This is a genomic window from Caballeronia terrestris (genome assembly GCF_001544515.1).
In the GTDB taxonomy this organism is placed as follows: domain Bacteria; phylum Pseudomonadota; class Gammaproteobacteria; order Burkholderiales; family Burkholderiaceae; genus Caballeronia; species Caballeronia terrestris.
In genome coordinates this window covers 26,962-43,471 of sequence record NZ_FCOL02000019.1, presented here as the reverse complement: position 1 = coordinate 43,471, position 16,510 = coordinate 26,962, and the positions used below count along the sequence as shown (strand labels likewise).

13 protein-coding genes are annotated in these 16,510 nt (G+C 62.1%); 10 read left to right on the top strand and 3 right to left on the bottom strand.

Translation table 11 applies throughout. The features are described 5' to 3' along the window. Window positions 1–343 precede the first annotated feature (343 nt). A complete protein-coding gene (locus AWB67_RS17435) occupies window positions 344–3,433 on the top strand; it encodes a M35 family metallo-endopeptidase (RefSeq protein WP_087657507.1) in 3,090 nt (1,029 codons plus the stop codon). 48 nt (window positions 3,434–3,481) lie between these two features. Here the strand turns inward: AWB67_RS17435 and thrC are convergent, their stop codons facing one another. From thrC to AWB67_RS17420, 3 genes are read right to left on the bottom strand one after another with little or no spacing between them, the layout of a single operon-like run. Beyond that, window positions 3,482–4,927: a threonine synthase gene (gene thrC, locus AWB67_RS17430; RefSeq protein ID WP_087657506.1), complete on the bottom strand. Its 1,446-nt coding sequence runs from the start codon at window positions 4,925–4,927 to the stop codon at window positions 3,482–3,484. 11 nt (window positions 4,928–4,938) lie between these two features. Beyond that, on the bottom strand, window positions 4,939–6,261 hold the full coding sequence (locus AWB67_RS17425) for a homoserine dehydrogenase (protein ID WP_087657505.1): 1,323 nt from the start codon (window positions 6,259–6,261) through the stop codon (window positions 4,939–4,941). 23 nt (window positions 6,262–6,284) lie between these two features. Beyond that, entirely contained in the window at window positions 6,285–7,523 is a 1,239-nt protein-coding gene (locus AWB67_RS17420) for a pyridoxal phosphate-dependent aminotransferase (protein WP_087657570.1), read from the bottom strand. A 419-nt stretch (window positions 7,524–7,942) separates the two neighbouring features. Here AWB67_RS17420 and AWB67_RS17415 point away from each other — a divergent pair, with 419 nt between their 5' ends. From AWB67_RS17415 to AWB67_RS17375, 9 genes are all read left to right on the top strand, one after another. Continuing rightward, complete coding sequence (locus AWB67_RS17415; RefSeq protein WP_087657504.1) at window positions 7,943–8,317, top strand: Mth938-like domain-containing protein; 375 nt, start codon at window positions 7,943–7,945, stop codon at window positions 8,315–8,317. A 292-nt stretch (window positions 8,318–8,609) separates the two neighbouring features. After that, window positions 8,610–10,283: a glycosyltransferase family 39 protein gene (locus tag AWB67_RS17410; RefSeq protein ID WP_087657503.1), complete on the top strand. Its 1,674-nt coding sequence runs from the start codon at window positions 8,610–8,612 to the stop codon at window positions 10,281–10,283. 55 nt (window positions 10,284–10,338) lie between these two features. Beyond that, window positions 10,339–10,710, top strand: coding sequence for an SMR family transporter (locus AWB67_RS17405; RefSeq protein WP_087657502.1), 372 nt, complete (start codon window positions 10,339–10,341; stop codon window positions 10,708–10,710). 26 nt (window positions 10,711–10,736) lie between these two features. Then, a complete protein-coding gene (locus AWB67_RS17400) occupies window positions 10,737–11,891 on the top strand; it encodes a DegT/DnrJ/EryC1/StrS family aminotransferase (protein WP_087657501.1) in 1,155 nt (384 codons plus the stop codon). 43 nt (window positions 11,892–11,934) lie between these two features. Further along, window positions 11,935–12,972: a glycosyltransferase gene (locus tag AWB67_RS17395; protein ID WP_025527730.1), complete on the top strand. Its 1,038-nt coding sequence runs from the start codon at window positions 11,935–11,937 to the stop codon at window positions 12,970–12,972. After that, window positions 12,969–13,943, top strand: a complete 975-nt coding sequence (locus tag AWB67_RS17390) for a formyltransferase (protein WP_087657500.1) — start codon at window positions 12,969–12,971, stop codon at window positions 13,941–13,943. The genes AWB67_RS17395 and AWB67_RS17390 overlap by 4 nt, the downstream gene beginning before the upstream one ends. Next, a complete protein-coding gene (locus AWB67_RS17385; protein WP_087657499.1) occupies window positions 13,940–14,983 on the top strand; it encodes a bifunctional UDP-4-keto-pentose/UDP-xylose synthase in 1,044 nt (347 codons plus the stop codon). Before AWB67_RS17390 ends, AWB67_RS17385 begins: the two co-directional genes overlap by 4 nt. Window positions 14,984–14,992: 9 nt before the next feature. Beyond that, a complete protein-coding gene (locus AWB67_RS17380) occupies window positions 14,993–15,889 on the top strand; it encodes a polysaccharide deacetylase family protein (protein WP_087657498.1) in 897 nt (298 codons plus the stop codon). 78 nt (window positions 15,890–15,967) lie between these two features. Next, a complete protein-coding gene (locus tag AWB67_RS17375; RefSeq protein WP_087657569.1) occupies window positions 15,968–16,429 on the top strand; it encodes a peroxiredoxin in 462 nt (153 codons plus the stop codon). The last annotated feature ends 81 nt before the right edge of the window (window positions 16,430–16,510 follow it).

Genomic DNA, 16,510 nt, shown 5'->3' with positions numbered 1-16,510 from the left:
TTTGAATGATGTACGGCGAAAAACCGGTTATCTTAGCAGATTTTGGGATGGGTTGCGGCGGGAATGCGGCACTTTCCTGGAGTGAGTTCAACTCGGATGGATGCCGACGAATCGCAGTCATTTCGCCGGCGGTGAGCGACGCAATCGTCTGGCGTTCAGGATCTCTTATTCAGCTTAGTTCGACCTGTGTGACACATGTATTTCAGGCGCCTCCGATGCCGATGCTGTAATCGTCACGCGTGCCCGGCCAGCCTGCGTCGAGACGGTGACTGCAACTTGCGAGCAGGTTTGCTTCCGGTCGGGCGTGCATCGCGTGAACACCCTTTCACTCAGCGAGGTACCGATGAGAACCGAAACGAAGAATCAAGCCACGCAGGTCCAGCAGCAGAACGACGCCCCCCAGGCCACGCAGCGGGAGAAGCCAAAAGACTCGGGAGCGCAGCAGCCGAAAATGCTACCGCCTCGGCCGCAGGAACTGATACCTCCCACGCAGCCTCAGTCTCCGTATTTTCAGACGCAGAAAGACTTCTCACCGGTAGCTCAGAAGGACGCAGGGTCGCCGCAAACAGCAGAACCGGGCACCCCGCCCGCGGAAGAAACAGGCCAGGCTCAAGCTTCAGAAACACAAGCAAGCGGTCAGCCGGACGCTCAGCGAAACGGTATGACGTCGGGTGTGCGGGCACCCAAGCCTTCGCCCATGCAGTCTGCCGGCTCAAGTGTTGCGTCGAAAACGCAACCTGGAAATCCGCCACCGCAGACGAGCGCAAGCGCGGGCGGAGCGCCGACCCACGAGCCGCGGGTCGCGCCACCCAATCCGGCTTCAACGAACGTCGACGCGCACCCTCAGCCCGTGGGCGTCAAAACGCCGGTGGACGCCAGATCAAGTGCGACGCAAGGCAACCAGTCCTTGCATGACATCCAGCCTCCGATGGCGTCGCACATGGTGTCTGGATCGGCCTCCGCGGCCGGGGTGCAAGCCGCCAACGCCCGGTTACCATCGACACGGCAACAGGATAGCGCCGTCTCGAAAACGCAGCAGCCAAAGATTCATTCGCCATCGGAACCGCAGTCCGCCGCGCAACTTCAATCGACGTTCGCTTCCTCCTCCAAGCGCCACGAGCCGGTGGGACGCCCCGATTGGCAGCCTCCGGAAAAATTACCTCACGCCGCATCCGGCTCGGACACGACGGCAATGAACCGGGAGGCGAAGAGTGGATCGCGGACAGCCGCGCATCAAGCCGAACCGCCATTGCACAGCGAGGAGAAGAACGCGTCTTCCCTGAGCGCGCCTGAATCGGCGCCGATTCCCCCTAACTCGACGACCGGTGCGGCAACCCGGCCACCGAATGCGTCAGCGCGTAACGGTGACAACGCCGCTCCTCCTGAATCCAGCTACGCTTCGGACGCGCAACAGCCTCATACGCGGACCCGCAGGTCCGCTGAGCCGAGCGCGCCGGCACGAGATCAGTCGTCAACTGCCCCGGAGCAAGCGTCCAGATCGGTTCGTGCGCCACAGAATCCTGCGGCGGACAGCGGGGCCGTCGCAAGTGGCCAAACTGCAGGTCAATATGGGGAAGTTGCTCCGTCGGCAACGACTTCTGCAGCGCAAGACACGAAAGCGGATTCTCCGAAGAACGTGTTCGATCCGAAAGCAATGTCGCCGGGTGAGAAGACTGATTACATGCTTGGGTCCAGGTCGTTGCCGGACTCTCCTACTCCAGTTCATCTCCGGAATGTTGATCCGTCATACGGAAACACCAAACTTCCCTTCAAAACGTATCTCGATAACGTAAAGTACAAAGAAGGGAAGGACAGAACGGACCAGTTACCGCAACAGGATAATAATTATCTTTATAAGACCGAGATGGGCCTTGCCGAGCCCAACTCTACGCGGGAAGAAACGGTTTATATGAACCTTGGATTGCAAAGTCCGAAATCCGAACAAGGCAAAGCTCCGGATTTCAAAGGCTTCAGCGACGCGGACAGGACGAAATTAACGTCCGCCTACGAGCACACCACACAACTGGTCAAAGCCACACTTGACGATTTCGACAAGAACGGGCCGAATAGCAGCGCCTTCAAGAAATGGTTTGGAGGCGAGCACTCTGACAAAATCCTCGGCGACAACTTCGACAAGGTTAAGAATACCGTGTCGAATATGTATGCCGCTCTTAAGAACGAACATTTTACTTTCAACAACAAATGGCAGCCGCCCTCAAATTCGCAAAAATCGGAGGAACGGGGTTCGAATCAGGTGGATGGCGATGTGAATCGCACTGCCTATGGCAACGCAAGCACTCAAATAGACCTATATCGAGGCGCAACCAGTCCTGGCGATGTCAACGGAAAGCTCAATCCCGCTCATAATCAGACGGAAGGCGCCATTGCGGGTTTGCTCACCCAGCTACGGTATGTCGGAAACACGCACGACGAGGCAAATACCGTTAAGAGCGCATCCCACATAGCGGACAACTGGCGCAACTCAATGAACAACGCGCATAACTACGCGTACATGATTCAGGAAGCCGATATACCCGAAGGCAAACGAGACAACGAACTCCTGACGCCCCGACTCACAAACCCCGGTCCCGAACCTCAGACGCCGGTTCACCTGCAGACCATCAACCCCCAATACGAGAATACGTTTCTGCCCACCTACTCGTACAACTTCAATAACTTTTCGAAGAGTAACGATGCCGAATCGATCCCGCAGCAAAAGGAGACCGACGCTCTTTACAAGATGCCTGCCTCGATTACACGCCCAGGACAAACGCAAAGGGAAAACGTGTATGTCAACATGAGCTTGCAGAGCAAAGCGGAAGACCGCGGAAAGGGCCCAACATTCAAAGATTTTAGCGAGCCGCAGCAAGTAAAGCTGAAAGATGCCTACAACCATCTCGTCGATCTCAGTCAGAAAGCACTCGACGACCTGAATACGAACGGCCGCAAAAGCGCTGCGTTCAAAAAATGGTTTGGGGGCGAACATTCCGATCGATCTTATGGCGACAATTTGGATAAAGTGCGAAACGTGCTCACGAACATGAACACGGCGCTTAAAAATGAAAAATTTGAGTTTGTAAGCCAACCGGATCTATCGGATAAAAAAGCCAAAGCGCAGGCTACACCAGATACTTACGGCAGCGATGCGAATACCGTTTATGTGAATCCTGATGTCGTCGATAGTTCCCTCATCCATAACGATCTTGAAGCGACAATCGCTCATGAACTCACCCATATCCGCTATATCGGCAACACGAGCGATCATCAGTACACTCAGACGTCCGCCAGCGATCTTGCTCTGCACGATTGGGCAGCAGCAATGGATAACGCTCCCAACTATGAATATCTGATTCAAGAGGCCGATCAGCCGCTACCTGAGCAATGGTCTACTACTACGCCTAACAACAACGTACCCGTCGACGAGGATTCCTGACGTCACAGCTGCAGGCCGGTGGCCCGCCAAAGCCACCGGCCTGACCCCTCAAACCCGTGCAGCGATGTAACCCTTCACCACCTGGGCGTCCGCAGGAACGATATCGAACTTCTGCGGCAGTTTCTCCAGCCCGATGAACGCGGCTGGCCGCTCCGGCTCGCGCAGGAGCGCCTCGCGGATCGTTTCGCCGAATTTGATCGGCTGCGCAGTTTCCAGCACGATCATCGGCACGCCCGGCTGCAGGTTTTCGCGCGCGACCTTCAGGCCGTCGGCGGTGTGGGTGTCGATCATCGTGTCGTAGCGCTCGAACACGTCGCGGATCGCGTCGACGCGGTCCGCGTGACTGCTGCGCCCCGACACGAAGCCGAATTCCTTAACGCGCGCGAAATCGCCGCTCGCCGCGAGATCGAAGCCGCCCTTCTCCTCGACATCACGGAACAGTTGCAGCACGCGCGCCGGATCGCGCCCCAGCAGGTCGAACACGAAACGCTCGAAGTTCGACGCCTTCGAGATGTCCATGCTCGGGCTCGTCGTGTGATACGTCTCGCTAGCGCCGCGCACGCGATAGACGCCCGTTCGGAAGAATTCATCGAGAACGTCGTTCTCATTGGTCGCGACGACGAGCTGTTCGATCGGCAAGCCCATCATCCGCGCGATGTGACCCGCGCACACGTTGCCGAAATTGCCCGAGGGCACGGTGAACGACACGCGCTCGTCGTCGCTCTCGGTCGCGGCGAAATAGCCCTTGAAGTAGTAAACGACCTGCGCCACGACGCGCGCCCAGTTGATCGAATTCACCGTGCCGATCTTGTGCGCGGCCTTGAACGCGTGATCGTTGGAAACGGCCTTCACGATGTCCTGGCAGTTGTCGAAATTGCCCTCGACGGCCAGGTTGAAGATGTTCGGGTCTTGCAGCGAGAACATCTGCGCGGTCTGGAACGCGCTCATCTTCTTGTGCGGCGACAGCATGAACACGCGCACGCCCGTCTTGCCGCGCATCGCGTATTCGGCGGCGCTGCCGGTGTCGCCCGAGGTCGCGCCGAGGATGTTCAGCGTCTCGCCGTGCTTCGCCAGCGTGTACTCGAACAGGTTGCCGAGCAGCTGCATCGCCATGTCCTTGAACGCGAGCGTCGGCCCGTTCGACAGTTCCAGCAGCGACAGCGTCGTGCCGTTCTCGACGCCGAGCGTCTTGAGCGGCGTGATTTGCGCGGCGCTTTCCTCGTGGCGCACGTTGCTGTAGACCTGCGCGGTGTAGGTCTTGCGCGTGAGCGAGCGCAGCTCGTCGGCGGGAATGTCGTCGCTGAACTTCGAGAGCACTTCGAACGCGAGATCCGCGTACGACAGCGTTCGCCAGCGCGCGAGTTCATCGGGCGATACGCGCGGATATTCGTTCGGCAGGTACAGGCCGCCGTCCTTCGCGAGACCGCCGAGCAGGATGTCCGAAAACGTGTGGCGCTCACCGATGCCGGCGCCGCGCGTCGAAATGTAGTTCATATGCTCGAATCCTAGTTCAGCGCTTCCATGCGCAGCTTCGTCACCTTCGACACGACCGTCGAGAGCGCCTCGATCTCCGCGATCGCGGCGTTCGCGTTCTTTTCGAGCGTCTCGTGCGTAATCAGGATGATGTCGGTTTCGCCCTTCTGCGCGCCGTCGACCTGTTCCGATTCCTTCTGCAGCAACGCGTCGATGGAGATGGCCTTGTCGGCGAGAATGCGCGTGATGTTGGCGAGCACGCCCGTCACGTCGGCGACACGCAGACGCAGGTAGTAGCCGCTCGTGATCTCTTCGATCGGCAGGATCGGCGTGTTGGAGAGGCTGTCCGGCTGGAACGCGAGATGCGGCACGCGATGCTCCGGATCGGCCGTATGCAGGCGCGTGACGTCGACGAGATCAGCGACCACAGCCGATGCCGTCGGCTCCGCGCCCGCGCCTTTGCCGTAATAAAGCGTCGTACCGACGGCATCGCCGTGCACCACGACCGCGTTCATCGCGCCTTCGACGTTCGCGAGCAGGCGCTTGCCCGGAATCAGCGTCGGATGCGTGCGCAGTTCGATGCCCTTCTCCGTGCGCCGCGCGATGCCGAGCAGCTTGATGCGGTAGCCGAGTTCCTCGGCATAGCGGATATCTATCGCCGCGAGCTTGCTGATGCCTTCCACGTACGCGCGCTCGAACTGCACCGGCACGCCGAACGCGATCGCGCTCATGATCGTGACCTTGTGCGCGGCATCGACGCCTTCGATGTCGAACGTCGGATCGGCTTCGGCGTAGCCCAGTTCCTGCGCGGCTTTCAGCGCGGTCGCGAAGTCGAGGCCGCGGTCGCGCATTTCCGAGAGGATGTAGTTGGTCGTGCCGTTGATGATGCCCGCGATGTACTCGATGCGGTTCGCCGTCAACCCTTCGCGCAACGCCTTGATGATCGGGATACCGCCCGCGACCGCCGCCTCGAACGCGACCATCACGCCTTTCGCGCGCGCCGCTTCGAAAATCTCGCTGCCGTGCACGGCGAGCAGCGCCTTGTTGGCCGTGACGACGTGCTTGCCGTTCGCAATCGCGCGCAGCACGAGTTCGCGCGCGAGCCCCGTGCCGCCGATCATCTCGCAGACGATGTCGATGGCGGGATCGTCGACGACGGCGTTGAAGTCATCCGTCACCGCGATGCCCGCGCCCTTCGCGGCCTCGGCCTTCGACGGCGTGCGCACGGCGACCCGCGCGATTTCGATGCCGCGGCCCGCGCGGCGTTTGATTTCTTCCTGGTTGCGGCGCAGTACCGTGAAGGTGCCACTGCCGACCGTGCCGAAGCCCAAGAGTCCAACTTTGATCGGTTCCATGCAGCGTATTTCTTATAGAAGGGTTAAGCGGAGTGGCGTTTGCGATAGCCGTCGAGAAAGCGCGCGATGCGGTGAATCGAATCGGCGAGATCGTCGACGTTCGGCAGGAACACGACGCGGAAGTGATCCGTCGTCGGCCAGTTGAAACCCGTGCCCTGTACGAGCAGCGTGCGTTCTTCGAGCAGCAGGTCGGTGATGAACTGCTGGTCGTCCTCGATCGGGTACATCTTCGGGTCGAGTTTCGGGAACATGTAGAGCGCGGCCTGCGGCTTCACGCAGGATACGCCGGGAATGGCGGTCAGCATGTCGTACGCGAGTTCGCGCTGCTTGTAGAGGCGCCCGCCTGGCACGATCAGGTCGTTGATGCTCTGGTAGCCGCCGAGCGCCGTCTGAATCGCGTACTGGCCGGGCACGTTTGCGCAGAGGCGCATCGACGCGAGGATGCCGAGCCCTTCGATGTAGTCGTTCGCGCGGCGGCGGTTCTCTTCGATCAGGCCCGAGATGAACATCCAGCCCGCGCGATAGCCGCACGAACGGTAGCTTTTCGAGAGGCTGTTGAAGGTGACGGTCAGCACGTCCTCGGAAAGCGCGGCCATCGACGTGTGTGTCTTGCCGTCGTAGACGATCTTGTCGTAGACCTCGTCGGCGAAGATGATCAGACCGTGCTCGCGCGCGAGGTCGACCAGTTCCAGCAGCAGTTCGTCCGGATAGAGCGCGCCCGTCGGGTTGTTCGGGTTGATAACGACGAGCGCCCGCGTGTTCGGCGTGATCTTCGCGCGAATGTCGGCGAGATCGGGCAGCCAGCCGGCGCCCTCGTCGCAGATGTAATGGCGCGGCGTGCCGGAGGACAGGCTCACGGCCGCCGTCCACAGCGGGTAATCGGGCGCGGGCAGCAGGACTTCGTCGCCGTCGTTGAGGAGCGCCTGCATCGCCATCACGATCAGCTCGGATGCGCCATTGCCGATGAAGATATCGTCCAGTTCGACGCCCGCCACGCCCTTTTGCTGCGTGTAATGCATGATCGCCTTGCGCGCGGCGAACACGCCCTTCGAATCCGAATACCCGGACGACGCCGGCAGGTTGCGGATCATGTCCTGGATGATTTCGTCGGGCGCATCGAAGCCGAACGCGGCCAGGTTGCCAATGTTCAGCTTGATGATCCGGTGGCCTTCCTCTTCGAGGCGCTTCGCGTGTTCGAGCACCGGCCCGCGGATGTCGTAACAGACGTTTTGCAACTTGTTGGATTTGAGAATCGGTTTCACGGCTGGCTGCTCTGGGTAATCAAGCGGACTGGATCGGCGTTGTAGCGACGGCGGGCGATACGGCGGCGTCGCGGGCAATTTTAAGCGATGCCACGCGCCCTGATGCGGCTTCGATGGCGACGATTGGCGGTCGGCGTCGCTCGACAGGTGGCGAACGCCGGATCGGAGGCCCGCCGGTGATGGAGGCAGGCGTTGCGGACCGGATTGCACAAAGATGGCGGCTTGTGGCGGCGCGGCGAGTGCAATGGAGGCCGGTCGAGCAGTCTCGCCGGCTGGAAAGTTATAATTTAGCGGATTATGACCCGTTTCCGCAATGCACCAATCGAAGCGGCCGCCCGCCGCATTTGCAACGATCGGCCCGCGCTGCGCGAACGAGCGTCCCACTTTCCCGCCAATCCTCGTCTGCCGGAATCATCAATTTGAAACTTCACCAGGAATCCAGCGGCGCGCTGAACACGATCACGAGCTACGGCGACGGCTACGTCGCGATCAACCTGCAGCGGCACGAAGGCAGCATCATTGTGATGCCGGAAGCGGCCGTGATCGACTGGCCCGTGGCTTCGTTCGAAGCGCTCGCGCCCGAGCACTTCGAGGCGCTCGTCGCCGCCGCGCCGGAAGTGGTGATCTTCGGCAGCGGCTCGCGCCTGCGCTTTCCGCATCCGCGCCTGACGGCGGCGCTCGCGAAGCATCGTATCGGCATCGAGACGATGGACTTCGGCGCCGCCTGCCGCACCTACAACATCCTGATGTCCGAAGGCCGACGCGTCGCGGCGGCGCTGCTGATCGAAACCTGAGCGGATTTCCGGGCGCACGGCGTGATCCGCCTTTCTCGCGCGGACCGCTAAAAACGGGGCCGTAGTGCGGTAAACTCGCGGCCGTCGTTCGCGGCGGGGCTTCCGGCGTAACGGCGGTGAACCATCGCGGCTTTTAAGACACGAAGCTTACGACCGGATTTCGGCGTCTCTCGTACGCCGCGCCGCATCGACACGCGCCGCGTAAGCGTTCCTTAAGCTGCGGCGCGCAATACTCGAGCCCTTTTTGTTTTTCTAAGCGCCGCGCGATGCGGCATCGGACAGGTCGAATCTCATGAACGATACGCCTTCGCGGCTACCGCTCACCCGCCTATCGCTACTTCTGCTCATCCTCGCGCTCGCCGTGATCTGGTTCGCGCCGCTCGGGTTGCGCCATCTGGTGCCGAGCGACGAGGGCCGCTACGCCGAAATGGCGCGCGAGATGTTCGTCACCGGCGACTGGATCACGCCGCGCTACAACGGCTACAAGTACTTCGAAAAACCGCCGCTCCAGACCTGGGCGAACGCGCTGACGTTCGCGTGGTTCGGCATCGGCGAATGGCAGGCGCGCTTCTATACAGCGCTGACCGGATTCGCCGGCGTGCTGCTGATCGGCTACACGGGCGCGCGCGTGTTCAACGGCGTGACGGGCTTTTGTGCGGCGGTCGCGCTCGCGAGTGCGCCGTACTGGAGCCTGATGAGCCACTTCAACGCGCTCGACATGGGCCTGTCGTTCTGGATGGAGCTCACGCTCTGCGCGCTGCTGCTCGCGCAGCGCCCCAACCTGCCGACTCGCGAAGTGCGGCTCTGGATGTGGCTCTGCTGGGCGGGAATGGCGGCGGCGCTGCTGTCGAAGGGGCTGGTCGGCATCATCCTGCCGGGCGCCGTGCTCGTGCTCTACACGGTCATCACGCGCGACTGGGCGCTCTGGAAGCGTCTCTACATCGGCAGCGGGCTGATCATGTTCCTGATCGTCGCGGCGCCGTGGTTTATCCTCGTGCAGTTGAAGAATCCCGAATTCTTCAACTTCTTCTTCATCGTCCAGCAGTTCAAGCGCTACCTGACGCCCGAGCAGAACCGCCCCGGAGCGTTCTATTACTTTGTGCCGGTGATGATCGTCGGTTTTCTGCCGTGGCTGTCGATTACCTTTCAGAGCGTGCGTCACGCGGCGAAAGTGCCACGCCAGCCGAACGGCTTCGCGCCTGTCACGCTGCTGTTCGTCTGGACGGTATTCATCTTCCTGTTCTTCAGCGCGTCGCATTCGAAGCTGCTTTCCTACACCCTGCCGATCGCCCCCGCCATCGCGCTCGTGATCGGCATCTATTTGCCGCTCATGACGCGCGCGCAGTGGCACCGGCATCTGATCGGCTATGCGGTGTTTCTGATCGCCGCCGCGTTCGGCGCGATTTTCCTGAGCCGCGCGGGCAGCGGACACACGCCGAACGCGCTCTATCGCGAGTTCCAGGTCTGGGTGTACGCAGGCCTCGCGGTGGCGTTCGTCGTGACGCTCCTCGCCATCTGGCTGAACCGGCGGGGCACGATCGCGGCGGCGGTCGCGCTCGGCACGGCGTGGCTCCTGCTAGGGACGATCGCGGGCACCGGCCACGACGTCTTCGGCCGCGAAAGCTCGGGCGTGAAGCTCGTGCCAGCGGTCAAGGCCGCGATGGCGAAAATGCCGCCCGACGCGCCGTTCTACTCGATCGCCAAGCTCGACCACACGGTCCCGTTCTATCTGGGGCACACGATGATCATGGTCCAGGAAGCCGACGAGCTGCGCTTCGGCGTCGAAACCGAGCCGCAAAAGTGGGTGCCGACCATCGACGAATGGGTCAGGCGCTGGGACGCCGACCACTATGCCCTCGCGCTGATGCCGCCCGGCCGCTATGACGAACTTCTCGCGCGCCACGTGCCGATGCAGGTGATCGCGCGGGACGACCGGCGCGTGATCGTCGAAAAGCCGCAGCCCTGAAAAATCGGCACGATCGTTCAGTGAACCCGCAACCCGAGGCCTTTAAACGTCCGTAATGAACCCGATATCCTTCCTTTGCATCGTCATCGGCGTATTGTTGAACGCCTGTGCGCAGTTGCTGCTCAAAGCAGGCGTAAATGCCGTCGGGCACTTCGAATTCAGCCGCGAGAACATCGTGCCGGTCGGCCTCAAGATCGCGACGCAGTGGCCGATCATCGGCGGGCTCACGTGCTACGTGTTCAGCGTCGCGGTGTGGATCCTGGGACTGTCGCGAGTGGACGTATCGATCGCCTATCCGATGCTCTCGCTCGGCTACGTCGTCAACGCCTTCGCGGCGTGGTATTTGTTCGGCGAGGTGATGTCGATGCAGCGGCTCATCGGCATCGGCATCATCCTCATCGGCGTCGCCGTTTTGGCGCGCGGCTAACTCCTTCATTTTTTGCAGAAAAGTCCATGAATCAGACATCGCTGCCCTTTCTGCCGTTCGTGCGCGCCGAGATCGACGAAGAGACGATCCAGGGCGTCGTCGACGTCCTGCGCTCGGGCTGGATCACGACGGGCCCGCAGAACCAGCAGTTCGAAGCCGAATTGTCGGCGTATTGCGGCGGACGGCCCGTGCGCTCGTTCAATTCCGGCACGGCGACGATGGAAATCGGCCTGCGGATCGCGGGCGTGGGCGCGGGCGACGAAGTCATCACCACGCCGATGACCTGGGTCTCGACCAGCAACGTGATCCTCGAAGTAGGCGCGACGCCGGTTTTCGCCGACATCGACCCGGCCACGCGCAACATCGACCTCGACCTGCTGGAAAAGACGATCACGCCGCGCACGAAGGCGATCATGCCGGTGTACCTGTCGGGCCTGCCCGTCGACATGGACCGGCTCTACGCGATCGCGCGCGAGCACAAGCTGCGCGTGATCGAGGACGCCGCACAGGCGTTCGGCGCCACGTGGCGCGGCAAGCGCATCGGTTCGTTCGGCGACATCGTTTCGTTCAGCTTCCACGCGAACAAGAACGTGACGTCGATCGAAGGCGGCGCGCTCGTGCTGAACAATGAAGAGGAAGCGGTCATCGCGCAGAAATACCGGCTGCAGGGCATCACGCGCATCGGTTTCGACGGCATGGACTGCGACTTGCTCGGCGGCAAGTACAACCTGACGGACGTTGCGGCGCGCGTCGGGCTCGGGCAACTGAAGCACGTCGAACGCTTCACGGACAAGCGCCGGCAACTCGCGCGCGCTTACTTCGAAGCGTTCGCGGGCGGCGCGGCGGCAGAACTCGGCGTGCAATTTCCGGTGCAGAATTTCACCGACAGCAACTGGCACATGTTCCAGATCGCGCTGCCGCTCGACCGGCTTAACCTCACGCGCGCCGAATTCATGGCGCAACTGAAGGAACGCGGCATCGGCTCGGGCGTGCACTATCCTGCATTGCATCTGTTCACGCTGTACCGCGCGCGCGGGTTCCGCGAAGGCATGTTCCCGCACGCGGAGAAACTCGGCGCATCGACGGTCACGCTGCCGCTCTTCACGCTGATGAGCCACGACGACGTCACGCGCGTCGTGCGTGCGGTCGACGAAATCTGCGATCAGCATGGCACGCATTGACAGCGACATGGCGGCACCTAACTCCACGGAAACCCAGCGCAACATGAGTCATACGGATTTTCTGCCGGCGACGCCCGAAGTCTCGATCGTCATCCCGGTGTACAACGAGGAAGCCGGCCTGGCCGCCCTTTTCGAGCGCCTCTACCCGGCGCTCGACGCCCTCGCTACGTCGTATGAAGTCATCTTCATCAACGACGGCAGCCGCGACAAATCGGCGGCGCTCCTCGCGCAGCAGTTCCACGTGCGCCCCGACACGACGCGCGTGATCCTGCTCAACGGCAATTACGGGCAGCACATGGCGATTCTCGCGGGCTTCGAGCAGTCGCGCGGCGAGATCGTCATCACGCTCGATGCCGATCTGCAGAATCCGCCGGAGGAAATCAACAAGCTCGTCACCAAGATGCGCGAAGGCTACGACTATGTCGGCACGATTCGCCAGCAGCGCCAGGACAGCCTGTGGCGCAAGAAGGCGTCGCGGCTGATGAACCGGCTGCGCGAGCGCATCACGAAGATCAAGATGACCGACCAGGGCTGCATGCTGCGCGCGTACAGCCGCCACATCATCGACACGATCAACCGCTGCGGCGAGATCAACACGTTCATTCCGGCGCTCGCGTACACGTTCGCGCAGAACCCGATCGAAGTCGATGTCGCGCACGAGGAGCGTTTCGCGGGCGAGTCGAAGTATTCGCTCTACAGCCTGATCCGCCTGAATTTCGACCTCGTGACCGGCTTTTCGGTGGTGCCGCTACAGTGGCTGTCGTTCATCGGCGTGATTCTTTCTACCGGTTCGGCGGCGCTCTTCCTGCTGCTGCTGATCCGCCGCTTCATGTTCGGCGCGGAAGTCCAGGGTGTGTTCACCCTCTTCGCCATTACGTTCTTCATGCTCGGCGTGATTATCTTTGCGCTCGGGCTGCTCGGCGAATACATCGGCCGGATCTATCAGCAAGTGCGCGCGCGTCCGCGCTATCTCGTGCAGACTATCCTCGAACAGCGCGACGGCCACACGTCGGTCCACAAGCCGCGCCAGGAAGCGGTGCAGACGATCGGCGTCGTGCAGCGCGAGGAACAGGGCCGATGAAGCCGCGTGCGGTCGTCTTCGCGTATCACAACGTCGGCGTGCGCTGCCTGCAAGTGTTGCTCGCGCGCGGCGTCGATGTCGCGCTCGTCGTCACGCACGAGGACAGCCCGACCGAGAACATCTGGTTCGGCAGCGTGGCGTTGGTGGCGGCGGAACACGGCATCGACGTCATCACGCCCGCCGATCCGAAAGCGCCCGACGTCTTCGAAGCGGTGAACCGCGTCGCGCCGGACTTCATTTTCTCGTTCTATTACCGGCACATGCTGCCGGTCGACCTGCTCGCGCTGGCAAAACGCGGCGCGTACAACATGCACGGTTCGCTGTTGCCGAAGTACCGCGGACGCGTACCGACGAACTGGGCGGTGCTGCGCGGCGAAACGGAAACCGGCGCGACGCTGCACGAAATGGCCGCCAAGCCCGATGCGGGCGCCATCCTCGCGCAAACACCCGTCCCGATCCTTCCCGACGACACCGCCGCCCAAGTCTTCGACAAAACCGCCGTCGCCGCCGAGCAGACGCTCTGGCGCGTGTTGCCCGCGCTGATCGCGGGCGAAGCGCCGCATCTGCCGAACGACCTCGCCGCCGGCAGCTATTTCGGCGGGCGCAAGCCGGAAGACGGCCGTATCGACTGGACGCAGCCGGCGCAGCAGGTCTACAACCTGATCCGCGCGGTCGCGCCGCCGTATCCGGGCGCGTTCACCGATCTGAACGGCGATCGTTTCATTGTCGCGCGGGCGCGGCTTGTGCCGGAAGGCGGCTCGCAGTCGGTTCCCGCCGAGCTTCTTCGCACCGTCTCAAATTTGCCCGCGGGCCTTGCCGTGGCGGATAATGCGCTGTTCGGCGTCTGCGGCGACGGCCGCATCGTCGCGATCAGCGAACTGCGGCACGCGGCCGCGGACCCGGCTCATGTCGAACGTGTCGTCAGCCCCGCGGAATTCGCCCGAATCACTCAATCCACACGCCATTCATGAAAAAAGTCCTGATCCTGGGTGTCAACGGCTTCATCGGCCATCACCTGTCCAAGCGCATCCTCGAAACGACCGACTGGGAAGTCTTCGGGATGGACATGCAAACCGACCGCCTCGGTGACCTCGCGAATCATGAGCGGATGCACTTCTTCGAAGGCGACATCACGATCAACAAGGAGTGGGTCGAGTATCACGTGAAGAAGTGCGACGTGATCCTGCCGCTCGTCGCGATCGCCACGCCCGCGACCTACGTGAAGCAGCCGCTGCGCGTGTTCGAGCTCGACTTCGAGGCGAACCTGCCGATCGTCCGCTCGGCGGTCAAGTACGGCAAGCACCTGGTGTTTCCGTCGACCTCCGAGGTGTACGGCATGTGCACCGACGAGCAGTTCGATCCGGAAGAATCGGTGCTCTCTTACGGCCCGATCAACAAGCCGCGCTGGATCTACGCATGCTCAAAGCAGCTGATGGACCGCGTGATCTGGGGCTACGGCATGGAGGGGCTGAACTTCACCCTCTTCCGCCCATTCAACTGGATCGGCCCGGGCCTCGACTCCATCTACACGGCGAAGGAAGGCAGTTCGCGCGTGGTCACGCAGTTCCTCGGCCACATCGTGCGCGGGGAGAACATCAGCCTGGTGGACGGCGGCGCGCAAAAACGCGCGTTCACCGACATCGACGACGGCATCGGCGCGTTGATGAAGATCATCGAGAACAAGGACGGCGTTGCGACCGGCAAGATCTACAACATCGGCAATCCGAGCAACAACTTCTCGGTGCGGGAACTCGCGCACATGATGCTCAAGCTCGCGAACGAATTCCCCGAGTACGCGCCGAGCGCGAAGGACGTGCAACTCGTCGAGACCTCGTCGGGCGCTTACTACGGCGCGGGTTATCAGGACGTGCAGAACCGCGTCCCAAAAATCGACAACACGATGCAGGAACTGGGCTGGAAACCGCTCGCGACGATGGACGACGCGCTGCGCAAGATCTTCGAGGCGTATCGCGGCCATGTCGGCGATGCGCGCAAGCTGGTCGAAGGCTGAGGGTAGCGCGTGGCTCGCATCGTCCTGAAGATCGACGTCGATACACTGCGCGGCACGCGTGAAGGCGTGCCGAATCTTGCGCGCCTGCTCGACAAATTCGGCGCCCGCGCTACGTTCCTGTTCAGCCTCGGGCCGGATCACACCGGCTGGGCGCTGCGCCGCGTGTTCCGTCCCGGATTCCTGAAGAAGGTCTCACGCACGTCGGTGGTCGAGCATTACGGGGTCAAGACGCTGATGTACGGCGTGCTGCTGCCGGGACCGGACATCGGCCGCAACGCCGTCGCCGAGATGCGCGCGATCCACGAGGCCGGCTTCGAATGCGGCATCCACACGTGGGATCACGTCTACTGGCAGGACAACGTGCGCGAGCGCGACCGCGCGTGGACCGTCGCGCAGATGCAGCAGAGCCACGCGCGCTTCATCGAGATTTTCGGCGCGCCGCCCGTCACGCATGGCGCCGCTGGCTGGCAGATGAACGGCTACGCGTTCGAACAGATCGACGCGTGGGGCATGCACTACGCCTCCGACGGGCGCGGCCACACGCCATATATCCCCGTGCTCGACGGCCGCACGCTCAATCACATCCAGATGCCGACCACGCTGCCGACGCTCGACGAAGTGCTGGGTGTCAATGGCGTCGATGTAGGCAATGTCGCGGCCCATTTGCTGCGGCACACGGCGGACAACCCGCACGACCAGGTGTTCACGCTTCACGCGGAACTCGAAGGGCAGAAGCTTGCGCCCGTATTCGAGCAACTGCTTGCCGGCTGGCGCGCGCAGGGACACGGCTTCGCCACGATGGGCGACTATCATGCGGCGCTGGACCGCTCGACGCTGCCCACGTACCCTGTCACGTGGGGCGAAATTCCGGGCCGCGCGGGCGAACTGATCGTCCAGCCGGGCTGATTCAGGCCTTCGCGGTGGCACATCGGTGCCCCATCGCTCCACATTCCCACGCATCCAACGACAACAGGAGAAATGTTCGTGCCGATTGCAGTCGACCAGCCCGTCCCCGATTTCACCGCGCCTTCCACCGCCGGCGAATTCACGTTTTCCAGCCTGCGCGGCAAGAAGGTCGTCCTCTTTTTTTATCCGAAAGACAACACGCCGGGCTGCACGACCGAAAGCCTGCAATTCCGCGACCTGTACGAGCGCTTTCAGGGGGCCGGCGCCGAAGTGGTGGGCATCTCGCGCGACAGCGTGAAGTCGCACGACAACTTCAAGGCGAAGCTCGAACTGCCGTACACGCTGGTATCGGATGCCGACGAAGCGATCTGCGCCCTCTTCGATGTCATCAAAATGAAGAAGATGTATGGCAAGGAAGTGCGCGGAATCGAACGCTCGACCTTCCTCGTCGATGCCGACGGCGTCCTGCGCCGGGAGTTTCGCGGCGTTAAGGTGCCAGGCCACGTAGAAGCCATTGTGGACGCTGTACAAGCGCTTTGAGGACGGTTATATTGGTTCGCAATGAGCGCCTGTCCACCCCATTCCTCCTGCCGTAGCGCCAGTCACCACGCGCCTTTCAGC